Origin of the sequence: Pseudofrankia coriaricola (assembly GCF_001854805.1) — a bacterium.
In the GTDB taxonomy this organism is placed as follows: Bacteria; Actinomycetota; Actinomycetes; order Frankiales; family Frankiaceae; genus Pseudofrankia.
The window spans coordinates 1-19,692 of the sequence record NZ_MBLO01000038.1; the positions used below are offsets into that span (position 1 = coordinate 1).

The 19,692-nt window shown below is 65.9% G+C and carries 19 protein-coding genes; 5 read left to right on the forward strand and 14 right to left on the reverse strand.

Going from position 1 to position 19,692, the window contains the following annotated elements; translation table 11 throughout:
* From BCD48_RS08015 to BCD48_RS53290, 12 genes are all read right to left on the reverse strand, one after another.
* A partial coding sequence (locus BCD48_RS08015) for an acyl-CoA dehydrogenase family protein (RefSeq protein WP_131803835.1) occupies nucleotides 1-412 on the reverse strand: 412 nt, incomplete at its 3' end.
* Nucleotides 413-845: 433 nt separating this feature from the next.
* Complete coding sequence (locus BCD48_RS08020) at nucleotides 846-2,270, reverse strand: MmgE/PrpD family protein (RefSeq protein WP_071047683.1); 1,425 nt, start codon at nucleotides 2,268-2,270, stop codon at nucleotides 846-848.
* 84 nt (nucleotides 2,271-2,354) lie between these two features.
* Complete coding sequence (locus BCD48_RS08025; protein WP_071047684.1) at nucleotides 2,355-3,740, reverse strand: acetate--CoA ligase family protein; 1,386 nt, start codon at nucleotides 3,738-3,740, stop codon at nucleotides 2,355-2,357.
* A complete protein-coding gene (locus BCD48_RS08030) occupies nucleotides 3,737-4,543 on the reverse strand; it encodes an enoyl-CoA hydratase/isomerase family protein (protein WP_071047685.1) in 807 nt (268 codons plus the stop codon). The genes BCD48_RS08025 and BCD48_RS08030 overlap by 4 nt, the downstream gene beginning before the upstream one ends.
* On the reverse strand, nucleotides 4,540-5,715 hold the full coding sequence (locus BCD48_RS08035; protein ID WP_071047686.1) for a CaiB/BaiF CoA transferase family protein: 1,176 nt from the start codon (nucleotides 5,713-5,715) through the stop codon (nucleotides 4,540-4,542). The genes BCD48_RS08030 and BCD48_RS08035 overlap by 4 nt, the downstream gene beginning before the upstream one ends.
* Nucleotides 5,716-5,743: 28 nt before the next feature.
* A complete protein-coding gene (locus BCD48_RS08040; RefSeq protein WP_071047687.1) occupies nucleotides 5,744-6,955 on the reverse strand; it encodes an acetyl-CoA C-acetyltransferase in 1,212 nt (403 codons plus the stop codon).
* Nucleotides 6,943-7,200, reverse strand: coding sequence for a hypothetical protein (locus BCD48_RS08045; protein ID WP_071047688.1), 258 nt, complete (start codon nucleotides 7,198-7,200; stop codon nucleotides 6,943-6,945). Before BCD48_RS08045 ends, BCD48_RS08040 begins: the two co-directional genes overlap by 13 nt.
* 358 nt (nucleotides 7,201-7,558) lie before the next feature.
* Entirely contained in the window at nucleotides 7,559-8,719 is a 1,161-nt protein-coding gene (locus BCD48_RS08050; protein ID WP_071047689.1) for an acyl-CoA dehydrogenase family protein, read from the reverse strand.
* Nucleotides 8,716-10,671 carry an AMP-binding protein gene (locus tag BCD48_RS08055; protein ID WP_071047690.1) on the reverse strand — a complete coding sequence of 652 codons (1,956 nt, stop codon included), beginning with the start codon at nucleotides 10,669-10,671 and terminating at the stop codon, nucleotides 8,716-8,718. Before BCD48_RS08055 ends, BCD48_RS08050 begins: the two co-directional genes overlap by 4 nt.
* A gap of 39 nt (nucleotides 10,672-10,710) precedes the next feature.
* On the reverse strand, nucleotides 10,711-11,178 hold the full coding sequence (locus BCD48_RS08060) for a MaoC family dehydratase (protein WP_071047691.1): 468 nt from the start codon (nucleotides 11,176-11,178) through the stop codon (nucleotides 10,711-10,713).
* 16 nt (nucleotides 11,179-11,194) lie between these two features.
* Nucleotides 11,195-12,148, reverse strand: coding sequence for an HpcH/HpaI aldolase/citrate lyase family protein (locus BCD48_RS08065; RefSeq protein WP_241841584.1), 954 nt, complete (start codon nucleotides 12,146-12,148; stop codon nucleotides 11,195-11,197).
* A gap of 608 nt (nucleotides 12,149-12,756) precedes the next feature.
* Nucleotides 12,757-12,939, reverse strand: a complete 183-nt coding sequence (locus BCD48_RS53290) for a hypothetical protein (protein ID WP_241841585.1) — start codon at nucleotides 12,937-12,939, stop codon at nucleotides 12,757-12,759.
* Nucleotides 12,940-13,435: 496 nt separating this feature from the next.
* On the opposite strand from BCD48_RS53290, the gene BCD48_RS08075 reads away from it, so the two are divergent.
* From BCD48_RS08075 to BCD48_RS08095, 5 genes are all read left to right on the forward strand, one after another.
* Nucleotides 13,436-14,611 (forward strand): CaiB/BaiF CoA transferase family protein, encoded by a 1,176-nt coding sequence (locus BCD48_RS08075; protein WP_071047693.1) that lies wholly within the window; start codon nucleotides 13,436-13,438, stop codon nucleotides 14,609-14,611.
* A gap of 315 nt (nucleotides 14,612-14,926) precedes the next feature.
* A complete protein-coding gene (locus BCD48_RS08080; RefSeq protein ID WP_071047694.1) occupies nucleotides 14,927-15,733 on the forward strand; it encodes an SDR family NAD(P)-dependent oxidoreductase in 807 nt (268 codons plus the stop codon).
* Nucleotides 15,734-16,048: 315 nt separating this feature from the next.
* The gene (locus BCD48_RS08085) at nucleotides 16,049-16,840 is read left to right on the forward strand and encodes an SDR family oxidoreductase (RefSeq protein WP_241841586.1); all 792 of its coding nucleotides are present in this window, start codon (nucleotides 16,049-16,051) and stop codon (nucleotides 16,838-16,840) included.
* A gap of 149 nt (nucleotides 16,841-16,989) precedes the next feature.
* Complete coding sequence (locus BCD48_RS08090) at nucleotides 16,990-17,442, forward strand: FAS1-like dehydratase domain-containing protein (protein WP_131803837.1); 453 nt, start codon at nucleotides 16,990-16,992, stop codon at nucleotides 17,440-17,442.
* Nucleotides 17,435-17,866, forward strand: coding sequence for a MaoC/PaaZ C-terminal domain-containing protein (locus tag BCD48_RS08095; RefSeq protein ID WP_198543143.1), 432 nt, complete (start codon nucleotides 17,435-17,437; stop codon nucleotides 17,864-17,866). The genes BCD48_RS08090 and BCD48_RS08095 overlap by 8 nt, the downstream gene beginning before the upstream one ends.
* Nucleotides 17,867-17,900: 34 nt before the next feature.
* On the opposite strand, the gene BCD48_RS08100 is transcribed toward BCD48_RS08095, so the two are convergent.
* Both BCD48_RS08100 and BCD48_RS08105 read right to left on the reverse strand, forming a co-directional pair.
* A complete protein-coding gene (locus tag BCD48_RS08100; protein WP_131803839.1) occupies nucleotides 17,901-18,092 on the reverse strand; it encodes a hypothetical protein in 192 nt (63 codons plus the stop codon).
* A gap of 439 nt (nucleotides 18,093-18,531) precedes the next feature.
* On the reverse strand, nucleotides 18,532-19,596 hold the full coding sequence (locus BCD48_RS08105) for a sugar ABC transporter substrate-binding protein (protein WP_157910446.1): 1,065 nt from the start codon (nucleotides 19,594-19,596) through the stop codon (nucleotides 18,532-18,534).
* Nucleotides 19,597-19,692 lie beyond the last annotated feature (96 nt).

The window sequence follows — 19,692 nt, forward strand, 5'->3', positions numbered from 1 at the left end:
CGTCCGAGCCGCAGCCTGGCTCGCTCATCGAGAAGGCGCCGCGGATCTCGCCGGTCGCCATCCTCGGCAGGAGCCGCTGCTTCTGCTGTTCGGTGCCGTGCTGGATCAGCAGGTAGGCGAGGATGAAATGGGTGTTGATGACGCCCGAGACGCTCATCCAGCCGCGGGCGACCTCCTCGACGACCAGCGCGTAGGTGAGCAGCGACTCGCCGAGCCCGCCGTACTGTTCCGGGATCGTGATCCCGAACAGGCCCATCTCCTTCATCTGCTCGATGATCTCGTGCGGGTACTCGTCCTTGTGCTCGAGCTCGGTCGCGTGCGGCAGAATCTCCTTGTCCACAAAGATGCGCACCGCCGACAGAATGTCGGCCTGAACCTCCGTGAGACCGTCAGTCTGCGCGATCCTGCCCATCCCAGCTCCTAGCATTGTCACTGACCCCGTTGCAGACGGAGTCGCCAGTCCGCCGGAGACGGTCGGCTTCCTGGGGCCTTGGAAGCCGACCGTCTCCGGCGGACTGGCGGTCGGGCCTAGGCGGCGGACTGCTGCGAACTCCCGGCCCGGGCGCCTGTCCTCGCGGCGCAGAGAACGAGGCTCACCCTCAGAGCCGAACTCAACGCCACCCACCGGGCCAGCCGGGATGCTCATGCAACCCTGCGACCCCCAGACTGATCAAGCGCTGGAGTCTCTTACATGACGCGCTTCGGCTTTCGCGGTCCGTGCTCCGACGAGTGAACGGTCCGCGTCAGTTTGGCGTCCGTTTTGTCCGTCTCTCCTGATAGCTAACCGTACACTCGCGAGATCACCCCAGCTTCGGAAGACGCCAGCCGAGATCCCAATCTGGCTCCTACGGACGTAGGCGGCTCATGACCGCGCCGACGTCGTCGACCTCCTCGAGACGCATCACGCGATCAGCCACCCACTCGGCGTCCTCCGGGCTGACGACTCCAGCGGCGTTGTAGCGGAACTTTTCGATGATCTCGTCGTTCGTCATGAACGTCGTTGGATCCGGTGAGGGATTTCCCTTGGGGTACTTGCGCTCACCGGTGAACGTGGTTCCGCGCGCCGCGATCTCAATTCGAGCGGGTCGGGCGGCCGGGTCGGCAGACACGGCCGAAGCCCAGTCGGGGTGCGATTTCCACACAACCCTTGACATCAGACCCAAGACCGACGGGTCGTACACGTTTCCTGGCTTCTGCCATTCCTTTCCTGGCGGCACCAGGTGGGCAGCCATCGAAAGCCCGTGCGCGAAACTGAACTGGGCGTCGTACGGCCGCTCTATGTTCTGGTTCATGAACGTGGGCATGCCAGACACCCACTCCTCGCCGTAGGCGGTCAGCACCTCGATCTCGTCCGGCTTCAGATCATTGGTCCTCACAACATCGATCAACGCGTCCAACAGCGGGTGTGTGACCCGGCAATGTGGATAAGGCTTGAAGAACGATGCTGCCGGGTACCCCCACTCGGAGCCGAGACCGGTGGTGAGCTGAGAAGGTTCCCAGCGTCTCGTTCCTATGAAGCGTGGGTAGCCGAACTCCGCGTCGTCGAGGATGAGCTTATCGCCGCGGTGACCAAACTCGGCCATGTACGCCGCCTGGAGTGCATTCATGACTTGCCCGCCGGGCATCAGGTTGTACTTGACGGTCGTCGTCGGTATATGCATGAGCCAGGCACGGTGAGCGTTCACTGGCGAGGTACTGCCCGCGATACCCAACGCATCGGCTACCCGGTCCTGACGCATCGACTTCATGATCGTCGCCGCCGCAGTTACCCCGAACACCGTGCTGGCGTAGCCGAGGACCGGAGACGTGTCTGCCTTGCCGTCCTTGACGTCGCGGTTCCGATCCATTGCGCGTGCAAGCCGGAATGACATCTCGTGGCACACCGCAAGGGCGGACATGACTTGCCCGCCGGTGCTTCCCCGGGTTTCACCGAGAGCTAGGACAATGGGCACCACATACGGCGCTACGTGACCGGGAAGAGATACCGGATGAAGATCAAGAGCGCTGATGAGCTCAGCGTTCGCATAGGCGGCACCGTGCACAGACGTCCGCTCACCTAAACCGATGATCGTCGCTTCGTCGCGAGAACTCCCCAGGATCCGACCGTAGTCGATGCCCGCTCGCCCGGTCGAGAGGTCGGCCGATGCCAGGGCACACCCGATCGCATCGAGCAGGACCCTCTTTGTCTCCTCGGCGACCACCGTCGGCAAGTCCTCCAATCGCGTGTTGGCGGCGAACGCAGCAAACCGCTCGATGTGGGTCTCTGACACTGGTCACGCTCCTGGTAGGCCGTACCCCACGGACTCAATAACGAACCCAGAGGCTGGTGGGTGACACATGATGACGTAGCCGACTCAGGTCGAGTGGAGGCTGAACTCCATGACGCGGCTCATGCACTCAGTCGCACGATGCGGGTCGGTGTAGGTCGGCACGCCCGCCTGTAGCAGGGAGGCGCGTGCCCGTCCGCTCCCCCCGGTCCAGGCGACGAGGAACGGCTTGCTCGTCGCTCGATGCGCCTTGGTCAGAGTGGCGACGATCTCCTCGGAGCCCCTGTCGGCGTTGCCCAGGAGCACGAGCACTGCGTCAGTGTCCCCGTTGTCGCTGACCACGCGCAGGGTCCGCTCCAGCAGCGACAGGTCGTTAATCATCGCGCCAGTGACATCGATGGGGTTCGCGGTCGAGCCGAAGTACGGCAGCTCGGCGGCGAGCGCAGCCCTGTCCTGCTCGTTCGCCCACGTATCGACCTCCACTCCGAGCTCGACGGCACGGTCGGCGGCCAGTGCGCCACCCCCACCGCTGAGAGTCACGATGGTCAGTCTGCGACCAGCGGCACGGCGGCCCTCGACGAGTGCGAGAGCGGAATCGGCCATTGCTTCCATGCTCGGTACGCGCAGTGCCCCGTGTGCGGCCAGTACGGCGTCGAATGCGGCGTCGTCGCCCGCAACGCTGGCGGTGTGTGCCGCCACCGCACGCGCACCCGCAGGTGTGCGGCCCGACTTCAGCAGGATCAGCGGCTTGCCGCTGTGCCTCGCGGCCGACGCGAGAGCGGCGAGCGCGTCCAGGTCCGGGCATCCTTCGATGTGGCCCATGAGGACCTGGACGTCGGGAGCCTCGACCAACGAGGAGAGCACCTCCGTCACTGTGACGTCCGATTCGTTGCCCGTGTTGGCGAGGTAGGTGACGCCGAGTCCGAGGGCGTTCATCGTGCTGTAGGTGAACGTGCCCACAGCGCCGCTCTGAGACACCAGCGCGATCGGCGAGACGGGTCGATCACCGTTCTCGTCGAATGCGGTAGAGAACGTGGCGAAAGCGCGGTCCGTCACACCGAACGACCCGAGGCAGTTAGGTCCCACGATCCGCATCCCACTGCTGCGAGCAATCGCGCTGATCTCCGCCTGCTGCGGCGCCCCCTTCTCGCCGATCTCGGCGAAACCGGAAGCGAAGATGATCGCCGCGCCGACTCCCGTCTTGGAGCACTCCCGGATCGCGTCAACGACAGCGGGCGCTGGGACCACGACGATCGCCAAGTCGACGGGCCCCGGGAGGTCAGCCAAATCGGCGTACGCCCGCATACCCTGGACTTCCGTCCGTTGCGGGTTGATCGCGTAGATCTGCCCGCCGAACCCGAACCTCTTGAGGTAGTCGAGCGGGCGGCCGGACAGCTTGTCGGGGTCGGACGACGCCCCGTACACGACGATGCTGCGGGGCCGGAAAAGCAGGTCGGCGACCGACCGGGTCATGAGAACGCTTCTGTGCGGAAGGACGGCGTCCGACGCTCGCGGTGCGACGCCACTCCCTCACGGACGTCGGGACCGCCGAAGCCGAGGAACTCCAGGCCCAGGGACGCGTCGAACAGTGGGCCCTGCTGCCGGTACCACTGGTTCATCGAGTACTTCGTCCAACGAATCGCCTCCTGAGCGCCGCCGCTCAGCTGCCCCGCGAGGTCCCTCGCGGTGTCCAGAAGCGCCTCGGGCTCGACGGCCAGCGACACCAGGCCGACCCGCTCCGCCTCCTCACCGGAAATCTCCCGGCATGTCAACAAGAGGTATTTCGCCTTCGCCATACCGCACAACAACGGCCAAACCATGGCCGCGTGGTCGCCGGCAGCGACGCCCAGTCGGGTGTGGCCGTCGATGATCCGGCTGTTTTTCGCCGCGATCGAGATGTCGGCCATGAGCGCGACAACGAGACCCGCACCGACGGCCGGGCCGTGGATCGCCGAGATTATTGGCTTGGAGCAGTTGATGAGGTTGTAGAAGAGGTCGCGCGATTCGCGCATGACACGCATCCGGACGTCGTAGTCCTCGATCTGGGCATCGATCAGATCGAAGCTGCCACCGGCAGAGAACGCCTTGCCAGCACCGCGGACGACGACCGCCCGGACCTCAGGGTCCCGGTCGACGACCGGCCAGAGCGCCGGGATCTCAGAATGCGTCTTCTCGTCGACCGCGTTGAGATTCGGCCCGTCGAAGACGACCTCGAGAACGCCCGGCTGGTTACGCTCGAAGGTGAGTCGGGTGAACTGCTGATAAGGATCGGTCACGACCCGTCCTTTCCTATGGTGTGGGCGACCCCAGGATCGCCCACGATTTGCCATTCACACACGACCCGATGGAAATCGACCTCGTCCGCCGCCGGCACGCCGACTGGCCGGGCAGGCGTCCGACTGAAGCGCGGCGTAGGGGCCGGGTGCAGCACCCCGCCGATCTTCCGGAAGAGACCCCGGGTCACGTTGTGGGCGGCGGTGGCCGCCTCCTCGAAGTCCAAGACCGGGGTAACGCAGGAGTCGGTGCCCTGGTAAACCTGTGACCAGGCGTCGCGGGTTCGGGCCGCTATGGCGTCGGAGATCAACTGCCGAAGCAGCGGCCATTGGGCCGTGTCATGCTGATCCGGCCAGTCGGAGACGTCGATGCCCAGCCCCTTGACAAACTCCCGGTAGAAGTCCGGTTCCAAGGCGCCCACGGCGAGGTACTTTCCGTCGGCGCACCGGTACGTGTCGTAGAAAGGCGCGCCGGTGTCGAGATGGTTCGTGCCCGGCTCGTCGGTCCACACGCCGGCGGCTCGCAGACCCTGGATCCGGGCCGACAGCAGCGCCACACCGTCAATCATGGCCGCGTCGACGACCTGGCCCTCCCCTGATGTCCGGGACGCCAAGAGGGCACAGACGATCCCCAGCGCGGCGAAGGTGCCACCGCCTGCGTAGTCGCCGAGCAGGTTCATCGGCGGGTGCGGCGCTTCCCCTTGGCGCCGCAGCGCGTGCAGCACGCCGGACTGTGCGACGTAGTTGATGTCGTGCCCGGCGTCGAGCGAGAGCGGGCCGGTCTGGCCGTAACCGGTGAGTCGGGCGTAGACGAGAGGTGGGTTACGTGAGAGCAGCACCTCGGGACCGAGCCCGAGCCTCTCGGTGACGCCCGGGCGAAAGCCCTCCACAAAGACGTCCGCGTGGTCGACGAGTTCGAGCACCGCGTTCCGGCCGGCCTTGCTCTTCAGGTCGAGCGCGATCGTGTCGACACCGCGATTTGCGATGTCGTGCTCCGGTCGCATCGACTCGACCTGGCTCACGACGCGCCCGGGCTGGCTCACCGGCCGGGTAATCCGCACGACCTGGGCGCCCATATCCGCGAGCAGCATGGACGCGAACGGGGTCGGTCCCATGCCAGCCAGGACCAGAACACGCACGCCCGTCAGCGGCCCGTTCGTCTGCTCCACCGTCATTCCGCCCTTCGACTCGGCTCTGGGCCACTCACGTCGTCCGTTCGAAGATCGCGGTCAGACCCTGGCCGCCGCCGATGCACATTGTCTCGAGCGCGTACTGTTGCTCGCGCCGATCGAGCTCACGCAGCAACGTGGCCAGAATCCGCACCCCTGTGGCTCCGACTGGGTGACCCAGCGAGATGCCAGAGCCGTTGACGTTGAGCCGGTCGAAGTCAGAATCGGTCAGACCCCAGGTGGTGGTCACGGCCAGGACCTGGGCTGCGAAGGCCTCGTTCAGCTCGATGAGGTCGATGTCCGACAGCCGCAGCCCGGCGCGTCGCAGCGCGACCTCGGTGGACGGCACGGGACCAATTCCCATCCGGGCGGGCTCGACACCGGCGGCGCCCCAGGTGACGAGTCGCGCGAGAGGACGGATACCCAACTCGTCGGCCCGCTCACGGGTTGTGACTATGCAGGCTGCGGCGCCGTCGTTCTGGCCGCTGGCGTTCCCGGCGGTCACGGTGGCCTCGGTGTCGAGCCGCTGCCGGATTGGGCGCAGTCGGGCGAGCGCCTCAAGGGTGATGTCGGGCCGCGGGTGCTCGTCGGTGTCGATCACGGTCTCCCCATGCCGAGTCACGACGGTGACGGGCACAATTTCGTCTTTGAACCTTCCCTCGGTGTGGGCCGCGACGGCTCGGCGGTGCGACGTCAACGCGAGGTCATCCTGCGCCGCGCGCGTGATACCGAACTCCTGGCGGAGGTTCTCCGCGGTCTCGAGCATCCCGCCCGGTACCGGGTGTTGTCGGCCGCCAGAGGTGATCCTGCCACGCGCGATGCGGTCAGACAGCTGCGTCGAATCCCCCTTGAACCCGAAGCGCAACCCGAGGGCGTAGTGCTCCGCCTGGCTCATGCTTTCCGCACCGCCGGCAAGCACGAGGTCGCAGATGCCGGTCTGGACGCGCATCGCTGCGTCGATGACGGCCTGCAGACCTGAGCCACACCGACGGTCTAGCTGCAAGCCGGGAACAGTGACCGGCAGACCGGCGTCGAGCGCCGCGATCCGGCCGATCGCTGGAGCCTCGCCGTTGGGGTAGCACTGCCCAAAGATGACCTCGTCGACGTCAGCGCCGGTGAGGCCCGCACGCCGTACCAACTCGGTCACGACGCCCGCGGCCAACTCGGCTGCTGGCACGTCCTTGAACACGCCGCCGTACCGTCCGACCGGCGTCCGCACAGGCTCACAGACGACTACGTCGCGCATCGCATCCTCCTCCCTGCTCTTTCTACGGCGAGTGTTTCTGCTGACAGGTCTTTCTCCCGGCTGGACGGCCAGATCCTGCGGCCGCCGGTCCAGTCGAGCACCGGGCCGCCGCCGTACGAGGCCAGGCGGACGCCGTCGCCGACGACCTCGGCGCTCACCCGCGCCGTAGTCCGCCAACCTTCACCGCGCCGGACCGCGCCCAGCCGGCGCCCGGCGTTGCCGAACTCGTTGAGCAACTCCGCCACACAGCGGGGTCCGGCGCCTTGCCGGACGCCGCTTGGACGCGACCGATGGGGCGAATGTTGTCAGCCACGGCGCTGGTACGACCTCCGCCTCCTTGATCGCGAAGATCTCAGGTTTGTGGCGAGCGTCATGTCGGTCTCAACTAAGCCAAGCCAGACGGCGTTGCACTGCACCCCGCAAGCTGACACCCAGATCGTTTGAAGCTCTCCATGCTCGTCCTCGACATCAGCGACCACGACCTTGGCTCGTCCGCTCGAGGAACGCTTTGGCCACCGACCGGTCAATGCCCTGATCAGCACCTGTCACGATAGCGGCCAGGCCGTCGAGCCGGCCGCACCCTGGAGACCCCGCTCGACGTCGTCAGTACGACTTCGGGAGGCCGAGAACCTTGGTAGATATGTAGTTGAGCACCATTTCCTGCGAGACCGGGGCGACCTTGAGAAGCCGCGACTCCCGCCAGAAACGCTCGACGTGGTACTCCTTCGAGTATGAGTAGCCACCGAGCGTCTGCATGGCCCGGTCGCACGCCTCGAAGCCGGCCTCGCTCCCGAGGAACTTCGCGGCGTTCGCCTCCGGCCCGCAGGGCTGGTGGTTGTCGAAGAGCGCGGCGGCTTTCATTGCCACCTGCTCGGCTGCCATGAGGCGGATCCACGAGTCGGCCAGCGGGTGCGCGACAGCCTGGTTCTTGCCGATTGGGCGGTCAAAGACCACACGCTCGTTGGCGTACCTGGTGGCAATCTCGAGGGCGGCACGGCCCAGACCGATCTGCTCGGCCGACACGACGATGCGCTCGGGGTTGAGCCCGTCCAGCAGGTAGTAGAAGCCCTTGCCCACTTCACCGACGACCTCGTCGTCCGCGACCTCCAGGTTGTCGATGAACAGCTCGTTGGAGTCGACGCAGGAGCGGCCCAGCTTCTCGATCTCCCGAACTGTGATCCGCTCTCGGTCGAGGTCGGTGAAGAACAAGGTCATGCCATCTAGCGGCGTCTCGTCGGTGCGAGGCGACGTGCGGGCGAGGATGAGGATCCGGTGGGCGTTCTGGGCGTTCGTGATCCAGACTTTCTGGCCGTTGATCACCCAGCCGCCGTCCGCCCTGGTCGCCTTCGTGGTGATTCGGGAGGTGTCGACGCCCGCGGTTGGTTCGGTGATGCCGAATGCCATGAGCAGCTCTCCGGCGGCAACCTTTGGCAGGTACTTCCGCTTCATTTGCTCCGAGCCGTGCCGGATAATCGGGCCGGGCGGGAAGATGTAGAAGTGGATGGCTGAGGCCCCGCTGGTGCCCGCACCGGACGCGGCCACCTCGTGCAGCATGACCGCCGACTCGGTGAGCCCGAGGCCGAGACCGCCGTACGCCTCCGGGATCATCGCTCCCAACCAACCGCCTTCGGCGAACGCCTGGACGAACTCCCACGGATATTCGGCGTTCTTGTCCTTCCTGCGCCAGTACTCCAGGTCGAAACGCCGAGCCAGGTCGCGGGTGGTTTTGCGGATCAGCTCCAGGTCGTCGGCGTCACTCGTCATCGCTCAGCTCCTGCTCCTTGTTGGGCGGGGACGTCTTCCAAGGGGGTGCTCGGGTCCAACGCGGTCATGTCACCGGTCGGCTCTCCCAGGTGACGTGCTCGGATCGCGCGCCGCATGATCTTTCCGTTCTTGGTCTTTGGGAGGCTGGGCACGACGTGGATCTTCGGCGCGAACGACTTGCCCACGTTGTGCACCGCCAAGGCGACCAGGTCGTCGTAGTCAGCGTCACCGTCACGAAGCACGACGAAGGCGACGACACGCTGCCCGCGTTGGTCGTCGGGGATGCCAACGACGGCGGCCTCGCTGATCCGGCTGTCCCGGAGTAGCGCGGCCTCAATTTCGGCTGGTCCGACGCGGCGGCCGGAGACCTTGATGACGTCGTCGGAACGCCCGTGGATCCGCCACGTCCCGTGGACGTCGACGCTGGCCAGGTCGCCGTGCTGCCACACGTCGGGCCAGCGCCGCCAGTACGTTTCGAGGTAGCGCTCGCGGTCGTGCCAGAAGGCGTGCGTCATGCCCGGCCAGCAGTTGCGCACCGCGAGCTCGCCGATCTTGCCCACGATGGGCTGGCCGGACTCGTCGAGCACGGTCACGTCCATGCCTGGCAGAGGCCCGTTGAAGGACGCCGGCTCACTCGGGAGAAATGGGTAGCTCACCAGGATGCCGCCTCCGGTCTCGGTCCCGCCGCTGTAGTTGACGATCGGGCGGCGGCCCTCACCCACGGTCTCGAAGAGCCATCGCCAGGTCGGCTCGTCCCATGCTTCCCCGGTAGACGCGAAGGCGCGGACGCGCGCGAGCCCGGCGGTGTCGCCGGCGCCCACAGCCTTCACCGCACGCGCAGCGGTCGGCGCGACGCCCAGGATCGTCACGCCGTGGCGGCCTGCGATCTGCCACAGCCGATCAGGCGTCGGATACGTCGGTACACCCTCGATCATGACGACCGTCGCACCCAGCTGCAGCCCACCCATGAGAAGGAGGGGGCCGAGCATCCACCCCATGTCCGCGATCCAGGCGACGACGTCGTCGTCGTGCATGTCGAAGCCGTAGGCGAAGTCGACGGCTGCCTTGACCAAGAACCCGGCGTGCGAGTGGACGATGCCCTTCGGAGCGCCGGTGGTACCCGACGTATAGATGATTGTCAGCGGGTCGTTCGCGTCCGCGTCGACGGTCTCGACGGCTGGGGGGTCGCTGTCGAGCTCGTCCCAGAACAGGTCACGGCCGTCCTGCATCGCGACCTTGTTGTCGAGGTGACGCACGACGACCACGTTGCGCACGGAGGCAGCGGACTCGAGCGCCTCGTCCGCCGTCGCCTTGAGCAAGACCGGCTTGCCGCGGCGGGTGGTCCCGTCGGCGGTCAGCAGTACGACCGCCCCAGAGGCCCGCAGGCGCATCGCGAGGGCCTCGGCGCCGTACCCGGTGAAGGCCGGCACGCTGAGGGCCCCAATCATGGCGCAGGCTAGGAACGCTATGGTCGCCTCGGGCACCACTGGCAGGAAGAGCACCACCCGGTCTCCTCGGCCAACGCCCAACTGGACAAGGTTGGCCGCGAACCGACGTACCTGCGCGTCCAGCTCTGCGTACGTCAGAGTCCGAACCTGCCCCGCGTCGCCCTCGTAGACGACCGCAGTCTGGCCGGCGTGCGCACCGGCGGCGTGTCGGTGCGAGCAGAGGCCGGCCACGTTGAGGGTGCCGCCGACAAACCAGCGCGGGAACGGCTTGCCTTCCCGGTCGTCCATAACCGCGTCGAACGGCGTCCCGAACGTGATGTCGAGGTCCTCGACGACGGCACGCCAGAACCACTCAGGGTCCTGCACCGACCGGGCGTGCAGACTTTCCATGGTCGTGAAACCCCAGCGGCGCATTGCACCTAAGAGCCGACTGCGCTCACGAATACTCTCCCCCGGGGTCCACACCACGTTCGCCGCGGAGCCGGAGAGATGGACAGTGGCCATGCGAACTCCTGCCAGAGGTTGGTCAGGCAGTGAAAAGGGTCACGCCGCCCGATCGACCGTGGAACGCTTCAGCATGAGACCCGCCCTGCGGGCGTCGCAGACGACCTCGTCGCGCTGATTGATGCCGTAGTGCCGGAAGTAGACGATCCCGGAGTCGTTGCGGCTCTTGGACTCGCGCTTGGACACGATCTCGGTACGCACCCGGATCGTGTCGCCGTGGAACACCGGCTTCGGGAACGAGACTTCCTGGAATCCGAGGTTTCCCAGCGTCGTGCCCTGCGTGGTGTCCGGTACGGTGATGCCGGTGACGAGCCCGAGTATGTAGAGGCTGTTTACTAGCCGCTGGCCGTAGATGCTGTTCCTGCTGTACTCGGCATCGAGATGTAGTGGCGCCAAGTTGAGAGTCATTGAGCAGAACAGGATGTTGTCCGTCTCGGTGACCGTACGCCGGGTAGGGTGCTCGATCTCGGCACCCTCTTCGAACTCCTCGTAGTAAAGGCCAGGCACGGTCTTTCCTTCCTCGTCAGCTGCGGGTTGGCGATGTCGCCAACCCGTGGGCGCCCTTCCGGTCGAGGAGCCGGTTGTTGTACGCGAGAACCTCACGGGCAGTCTTGATGTGCGCGTAGTCGACGTGCATGCCCTCGTAGCGGACGGCGGCCGCCCCGGTGGCCTCTGCCTTCTCAAAAGCGGAGATCATTCCTTCGTAGAACTCCACTTCGAACCGCGACGGGCTGAACACCTCGTTCGCGACCTCGACATGGGAAGGGTGGATCAGTACCTGGCCACGGAAGCCGAGATCGCGGTTCTGCTCCGAGAACCTCCGCGCACCTTCGGGGTCGGCCAGATCCTGCCAGACCCCGACGAGCGGGAACTCCAACCCCGCGGCACGCGCCGCGAGCACCGCCCGGCTCCGGAGGTAGAGGGTCTCCTGGCCGCTGGCTGTGAACTGAAAGCCGATCGACCTGGACACGTCCGCGTCCCTGGCAGTGCCCGCAAACAGCGCGGCGACGCGCGGTGACGCCGCGGCGATCTGCTCGCAGGAGGCATACGCCTCGGCCGTCTCCAGGTTGCAGATGAACTCGATCGCACCCGGCTCCAGTCCGTTCTTCCGCTCGAAGTGGGTCACGAGAGCGTCGAACCGGACGACGTCCTCCGGGCCAAAGATCTTCGGCAGGCTCAGGCCGTCGAGCCCCCCGACCGCGACGGCCTCGATGTCGTCACCCGACAGCCCGGTGTCCAACGCGTTGACCCGGACGTACACGCCTGCCCTCGATCCGGACTGACGGAGCCGACCGATGGAGCGAACGACCTCGGCACGGGCATCAGCCTTGAGACCCTCGGGAACCGAATCCTCCAAGTCGAGGATCAGTCCGTCGGCACCGCTGGCGACAGCCTTTTCTACCCATGTCCCTCGGTGGCCGGGGACGAACAGCAGTGAACGAAGCGGCCTCACGGTTACCTCCCGATGCGGGAACATACACTATATATCACGTATGAACAACGGCCTCGGCGTGAGAGACTGTCCGTCGAGGCGACTTCCCGCCCGTGGCCAGGCAGGTGCGGCGGACGGCAGCCGGCCGGTCGCAGCCCGCGATGAGAGGATCATATATTGTATAGTATGTGTCGGCTCGCTAGCGTCTTGGGTCGTTGACTCGTCGGCAGTAGGCGGCGAGGGTCTCAACGATCTCGTCCGCTCTTGGTCCAGATGAGTGGCTTGGAGTCCTTGTTCCAGGCGTTGCTCCACCCGCGGACGCCGGCCTCGAGCGCGACGACGGTGCGGTGGTGGCGCGACGCGGCCTGCGGTGGTCAGCTCGGCGAGCCAGCGTTCGACGGGGTTCATCCACGAGACCGAGGCGGGGATGAGGTGTAGGTGGAACCGCGGGCGGCGCAGCAGCCAGTTCTTCACCGTCGGGTCCTGTGGGTCGCGTAGTTGTCGAGGACCAGGTGCAGGGCGTAACCGGCGAGTGCCGAGGCGTCGATGAGTCGGAGGAACGGAGGAACTCCTGGTGGCGGTGGCACCGGCAGTGCGGGGCGATCACCGACCCGGACGTCGGGCCGAGCGCGGCGAACTGGCTGGTCGTACCGTTACAGCCGTAGTTGTGCGTCGCCTGCTCCAGAGCCCGGCATCAGCGGCAGCACCGGTGCGATGCGGTCCAGCGCCTGGATCTGGATTTCCCCGTCGGCGCAGAGGACGGTCACCTTCTCCGGCGAGTCGAGGTAGACCCCCACGACGTCGCGCACCTTCTCGACGAACTGGGGACCGATCAAGAGCTTCCACGTTTCGACCAGGCGCGGTTCAACATCCGCGGGACCGTCGACCGCAACACGTCCACGGCCTTCGCCATCGACCAGGTGGACCGGTGGGTGCACGGTCCGGCAGCGTCTGCTCCAGCGTCTTCGTGGTCACCTCGTGGACTTGGGCGTCGGTCTCCGGATGGCGGCAGGCCCGGCCGCGGCTCGTCCGGCGGGCCCTCCAACCGGTCGGCCGCGAACCTGGCCGCCACGTCACCACCGTCACCCCGGCCTGCCCGTTCGTCCCACCCGCGCACGCAGCCCAGCACGATCCGCGACCAAGTCGCCAACGCTCTGCGCCGTATCCGACGGTGCCCCCCAGCCCTCCAATACGTCCCGCTCCTCGTCGGAAAGCTCGATCGGCACGGCGCGCGATCCAGGCATACCCGCAGTCTGCGATCTACACAAGAAATAGCAGCTCAGAACGCTAGTGCCACAAAGACAGCACACGACGGTTGAGCGAGGTCCACCGATGCAGCACAAACCTCTTCAGGACATCCGGATCCTCGAGATCGGCGGATACATCTCCACCCCGTACGCGACATCCCTCCTGTGCGCTCTAGGTGCGGAGATCGTCAAGGTTGAGAAGCCCGGTGGAGGGGACGATTTCCGTCGAACCCAGAACACCGACAGCAAGTTCTGGGTTCAATATAACGCGGGGAAGCGTAGTCTCGCCGTAGATCTCAAGCACCCCGACGGAATCGCCTTGGTCAAGGCACTCATCCCCCGGTTCGACGTGGTCATGGAGAACATGCGGCCAGGCAAAATGACGGGACTGGGATTAGGTCAGGCGGAATGCGCCCGACTTCGTCCCGATCTCGTCTACTCGTCCGTGACCGGGTTCGGCAGCGGGGGTCCGCTGGAACAGCGGCCCGCGTACGACACGATCGGTCAGGCAGTCGGCGGCCTGTACTCGGTGCTGAGCAACGCAGGGCAGGCCCAACTCGCAGGCACCTGTATGGCTGACCTGATCACGGGTCTTACCAACGCAGCGGGTGTGCTGGCCGCGCTCGTGGGGCGGGCCCGGACAGGATCGGGTCAGCACGTCGAGACGTCTCTGATGGAGGCTGTCAGCACGCTCACCGTCGACGCTCTCACGCAGTACTACGACGACGGCAAGACGGATCCGAGCCGACAAAGCCGCCACCCACAGGCGCAGAACTTCTGCCTCAAGACCGCTACGGGCGAGGACATCGCCGTCCACCTGTCCTCGTCGCAGAAGTTCTGGCTGGCCTTCTGCGACGCGATGGGCCGGCCGGACCTGGCCGAGGACGCGCGATTCACCACCTACGAGCGCCGTACCGACCACTACTTCGAGTTGGCCCACATCGTCGAGGCGGAGTTCCTCAAGAAGCCTGCGCTCCTGTGGGAGAAGCTGCTGTCCGCGAACGACGTACCGTTCGCTCCGGTCCTGACCATGGGCAGTTTCATCGCTCATCCGCAGACCGAGTGGTTGCAGCTCGTCGAACGAGAGCGCAACGGTCTTGCGCTGGTACGTCCCCCGTGGCGATTCGGCGGCGAACGCCCGGAGCGTTCGAGCAGTCCGCCACGGGTCGGCCAGGACACCCGGGACATCGCTGCCGAGGTGTACGACACGGAGCACGTCGAAGAGCTGTTGGCTGCCGGCGTCCTGTTCGCCGACGACTGAGCGCGCGGGAATCATGCGGCCGGACCAGCGTCCCCACGTCGGACGACACCCGCACGAAACCCACCTCGTCGTAGTACGGAGACCGCCGGACAGCCACGCGGCGATGCACGGGAGCAGTAGAACCTGTCGCGCCTGACGACCGGTGACGTCCTCCGGCGTGCTCGATGGCGGAGGACGCCGGAGCCGGCACCAAGGCCCGGCGCTCGTCTGCCGGGACGTGACGGCAATTCCGCTGGACGACGCGTCCCCACCCACGACGGCGACGCGCCGGTCAGGCAGCACCGAGTCGTGGCCCAAAGCCCTGAGGAGGACCGCATGAACGGAACGAACGTTCCGCCAGCCAGCCAGCCATGGTCGAACAAGACGGTCGTCATCACGGGGGGAACGAGCGGTACCGGCTTCCGCGCCGCTCAGCGGTTCCTCGACCGCGGCGCGAACGTGGTCGTCAACGGTCGTTCGCCCGAGCGAGGCCAGGCAGCGCTCGATGCGCTTCGGGAGCACTCTTCGAGAGTGGCGTTGAGCATCGCCGACTGCGCTGACCACACACAGGCGTCCCGGCTCGTCGAGGAGTCGGCCGCGGCTTTCGGCGGCATCGACGTCTTGGTCAGCGCGGGCGCATCGGGGAAGGGAGACCCCAAGCCGTTTGCCGACATGTCGCCGGACGAGGTCCGCGACGGGGTGATGACAAGGTTTCTGGCAAGGATGTACCCCGTGCATGCCGCCATCCCGCTACTACGTGCCCGGCCCGGTTCATGCGTCGTCATGCTCACCACGGACGCGGCCCGGCACGCCACTACCGGCGAGACCATGATCGGCGCATATGCCGCCGGAATCATCCAAACCACCAAGACGCTGGCAAGAGAACTCTCACGCGACCAGGTCCGCGTCAACGCCGTCGCCATGACCCTCACCGCCGGGACCCGGTCGTGGGACAGGATTTTCGCGACCGAGAGCTTTGAGAAACATCTCTTCGAGAAGGCGATATCACGGTTCCCGTTCGGGAAGGCACCCGATGCCGACGACGTGGCGAACGCGATCGTGTTCCTCGCGTCACCAGAGGCGGCCCAGATCACCGGACAGACCGTCAGCGTCAACGGCGGGCTCTCGTTCGGCGGCTGGTGAGCGGCCGCGCCGTCGAGCCTCACCCGAAAGGTTGTCGCCCCCTCTCCCGTCGGCAATCGTGTATCATGTATGAAACCTCCGCGAGGGCGATCGGCTCGACGACCCCAGTCGATGGATGCGTCGGCGACTCGCCCTGCTTGCCAGCTTCGTTCGCCCGACGCGCCTGGTACCCGCGCAGTCTGAACCGTCGCACTGCCTTGGCGGTGGGGAGAGCCCACCGTTCCGCGTGGTCGAGTTGGACGGAATGCCGACGAGCCGTGGTGCCTGAGTTCGCCCGTGATGCGGGAGACGCCTGTGACGATCGAAGGAGCGAATGTGTCCGAAGAAATCGTGCTCGAAAGACTGTTCGGCGTCCAGGGAAAGACCGTTCTGGTCACCGGTGGTAGTCGCGGCATCGGCCGAGCGATCGCCGAAGGGTTCGTCAAGGCGGGAGCTCGGGTCTACGTGTGCGGACGCAGCGCGGAGGCCTCGGACCTAGCGGCCAAAGAGCTGTCCGGCTACGGCGAGTGCCACTCCATTCCCGCTCACCTGGGAAGTGTCGCGGGCTGCCGTTCGCTGGCCGCCGGTCTCAGCCAACGTGAGTCCAAGCTCGACGTGCTCGTCAACAACGCCGGTTCCATCTGGGCCGAGAGCCTGGCCGACTACCCGGAGTCAGGCTGGGACAAGGTGTTCGACGTCAACGTGAAGGGTCCGTTCTTCCTCGTCCAAGCGCTGATGCCACTCATCGAGAGCGCGGCTTCGCCCGACGAGCCAGCCCGCATCATCAACATCGGTTCGATCGACGCCTTCCACGTACCGCACCACGAGACCTACGCCTACACCTCGTCCAAGGCCGCTACGCACCAACTCAGCCGCCATCTGGCGGCCCAGCTCGCGTCACGCCACATCACCGTGAACGTCATCGCCCCGGGCCTGTTCAGAAGCAAGATGCTTGCCGGGACCATCGAGACGCTCGGCGAGGAGGCCGTCCTCGCCTCCGTGCCGCTTAAGCGGTTCGCGAGGCCCTCCGACATGGCAGGAGCCGCCTTGTTCCTCGCCTCGACCGCGGGTTCCTTCGTCACTGGGGCGATAGTCCCTGTGGACGGCGGGCACGCGACGACCCTGTAGGGCGTCGAATCCAGGGACGAAGCTCGCCTCTACCTGGATTCACATGCCATGAGCCCGCGCCGCTGAAGGGGAGCCTCTATGGACGAACCGACCTTGCCTCCGAACTGCGAAGTCGTCGCCGACAGCGCCGACCGCGTCAGGGTGGCGGTGTGCTGACGACGAGATACGAGGCCCATGTGGAACCGGGTCACGTGATGCTGTTCGCCCGCAGCGTGGGCGACGTCGACCCGTGCTACGAGACCCAGCTCGGCGCGGAGCCGGGGACCGCCCTGGTCACTCCACCAACCTTCGTGGCTGCCCTCGACCATTTCGACCCGGCCGGAAAGACACGGCCCACGTTGCCGAGGAACGAACCGGGACACGGCGGCCGAACCGACACCGTCCATGCCGCGCAGTACTTCGACTATCTCGCACCGTTACGGGTCGGTGATCGAATCGTCGTGGCGACCTTCGCTGGCCAGGCCTGGACCAAGGAAGGAATGTCGGGAAAGCTCGAGTTCACCGAGACGGTGACCGAGTACCGCAACCAAGACGGCCACCTCCTCGTACGTGCCCGAAAGGTCAGCGTTCGGGTGAGTCCACCTAGTGAAGCTCGTGGCTAACATTAGCGACCAGACCGTCTCCGTCGGCGACGAATTCCGAGCACGGCTTGTGGAGAACCTCTCACGTGCCCACATCGCCCAGTACGCCGGCGCCTCGGGCGACTTCAACTCCGTGCACGTCGACGAGATCTTCGCCACGTTGGAGGCCGCCAGGCCCAGCGTGATCGCGCACGGCATGTTGACGATGGGTCTGACCGCTACCTTCGTTACCTCGATCGTGGGACACTGCGCCCTGCGTTCCTTCGGAGGTCGTTTCCTTGCTCCGGTGAGGCCAGGAGACACGCTCGAATGCCTGGCCACTGTCTGCGAGGTCGTCACCGAAGACGACGGCACGAGGAGAGTGTCGCTTCGCCTGGAGACCAGGTCAGCAACGGGCGTTCTGCTGTTCGCTGGTGAAGCGGAGGCGTGCGTGACATCGCGGTAGGCAGTACGCAGCACACCGCCTGCCGCCCACAGGCTCATGTCGCGGAACCGACCCCGACCTGTTCGGCGAACGTCCGAAGCTGGCGGAGGACGCCGCCGAGCTCCCGCTCGGCGAAGTCCAGGATCAGCGGATCGACGCCGGCCTCCCGGTAGGCGTCGACGGCTGCCCGAACCGCCGCGGGGTCGCCTTCGGCGCCGGGTCCCTCGATCCAACGGGTACCGGACACGTTCATTCATCCGCAGGCAAGCCCATTCCGCTATTTTAATCCACCTCGCCTGTGAATTAAATTCAATCACGGGACACTAGAGTGGAGCCAGTTTGTCTCTCACGACCGGGCGCCCATCATCAGAGAGGTGATTGTGCCCGTTTGTCGCCGCGATTGCTCCAGGCGCACATGGCCCCGCGAAGGATCACCGTGTCGCCCTGCCTCAGCAGGGTCTCCGCCTCCCTGCAGCACGATGTAGAGCTCTCCGGACACGATCGTTATGAGGTCGTCCATCTGGCGCACATGCGCTCCCGGGACCTCGGTGGCCGCCGCCGAGGTGCCGCTCACGCAGCCCAGGTGCCCAGAGAATCTCTGGTATCAAATGGCCTACCCATCACCCGAAATCCGTGGCCCGGCTCCAGGGACCGAGCGCCTCCTGGAGCCGGGCCACTACGAACTTCTAGCCGCCGTACTCGACATGGAAGTCAGCCACGTTGGACGAGTCGATCGGGGTCATCCCGGTCTCAGATCCAGCCGGAACCGGTCCACCGTCATTCAGGATGACGCGAGGACCTTCCTCCCCGGCAAAGGCCCTGCGAAGGGCATCGGTGGCGGCATTGGCGGCATCGATCGGGTAGTTCGCCGTCGTCGCGGCGACCGTCCCAGCCTTGATTGCCTCGATGATGGGCGCGGAGCCGCCCCGGTCGTAGACCTTGATCTGGCCAGTCTTTCCCGCCTGCGCGATGGCAGTCAACGCGCCCTCGGTGATGTCCGAGTAGATCCCCATGAGCAACGTCGCATCCGGGTGCGCCAGGAGCAGCGACTGTGTCACCTGCTGACCTTTGAGGCGGGAGAAGTCGGTAGGCGCGATCGCCACGACCTTGAAATCCGGGTACTTGGCCTGGATCTCCGCCAGGGCGTTCTTATGCTGGAGGAAGGTCGGGTGGGTGTCCGGCCCCGTCACGACGATGACCTTCTGTGGGCCTGGGTTCTTCTTGACCACGTACTCATACCAGTCCACCAGGAAGTTGGTGCTGAGGTTGTCTACGATCGCCACCGTCCCCGGCGCCCAGTGATCCTGGGAACTCGGCTCCTTCTCCAAGCCGCACGCGGGGCCGGCCACCTGCACGACGGCGATGTTGGCAGCCGGCGCCTCCTTGGTCACGATGTTGCAGATGAGAGAACCGTCCACGGCGTCCACGATCCAGGCGTTGTACCTCCTGCTGGCCAACGCGTTCTGCAACTGGTTGAGTTGCTTCTGCGGATCGAACGCCGGGTCGAACATCGTAAACTCCGCACCCGGGATCGCCTCGATAGCCCGCTTCATGCTCGGGTTGATCACCGACATGTAGGCGTTGTTGCTACCGAAGGTGAAAAACGCGACCTTGGGCGGGCCGGTCACGGTGATGATCTTCCCGCCGCCGACGTCGATGGTCACTTTCTTACCGCTTCCAGGACTGGTGGCATCTGACGACCCACAGGCGCCGACGAGAAGCATCGTCGCTAATAACAGCATGAGCACCATCGATTTACGCCTCGCGGTCCCCGGCGATCGGATCATTGATTTACCTCTTTCTGTTCGGATTTCACTTCCGAGAAACAGCTTCGATAGCGCTGCAAC

Coding starts and splice junctions, on each gene's coding strand:
- BCD48_RS08035 (WP_071047686.1), bottom strand. CDS start 5,715: ATGACGGTGGAGCAGACGAACGGGCCGCTGACGGGCGTGCGTGTTCTG.
- BCD48_RS08050 (WP_071047689.1), bottom strand. CDS start 8,719: ATGACGAGTGACGCCGACGACCTGGAGCTGATCCGCAAAACCACCCGC.
- BCD48_RS08055 (WP_071047690.1), bottom strand. CDS start 10,671: ATGGCCACTGTCCATCTCTCCGGCTCCGCGGCGAACGTGGTGTGGACC.
- BCD48_RS08065 (WP_241841584.1), bottom strand. CDS start 12,148: ATGTTCCCGCATCGGGAGGTAACCGTGAGGCCGCTTCGTTCACTGCTG.
- BCD48_RS08105 (WP_157910446.1), bottom strand. CDS start 19,596: ATGGTGCTCATGCTGTTATTAGCGACGATGCTTCTCGTCGGCGCCTGT.
- BCD48_RS08040 (WP_071047687.1), bottom strand. CDS start 6,955: ATGCGCGACGTAGTCGTCTGTGAGCCTGTGCGGACGCCGGTCGGACGG.
- BCD48_RS08025 (WP_071047684.1), bottom strand. CDS start 3,740: ATGACCCGGTCGGTCGCCGACCTGCTTTTCCGGCCCCGCAGCATCGTC.
- BCD48_RS08080 (WP_071047694.1), top strand. CDS start 14,927: ATGAACGGAACGAACGTTCCGCCAGCCAGCCAGCCATGGTCGAACAAG.
- BCD48_RS08075 (WP_071047693.1), top strand. CDS start 13,436: ATGCAGCACAAACCTCTTCAGGACATCCGGATCCTCGAGATCGGCGGA.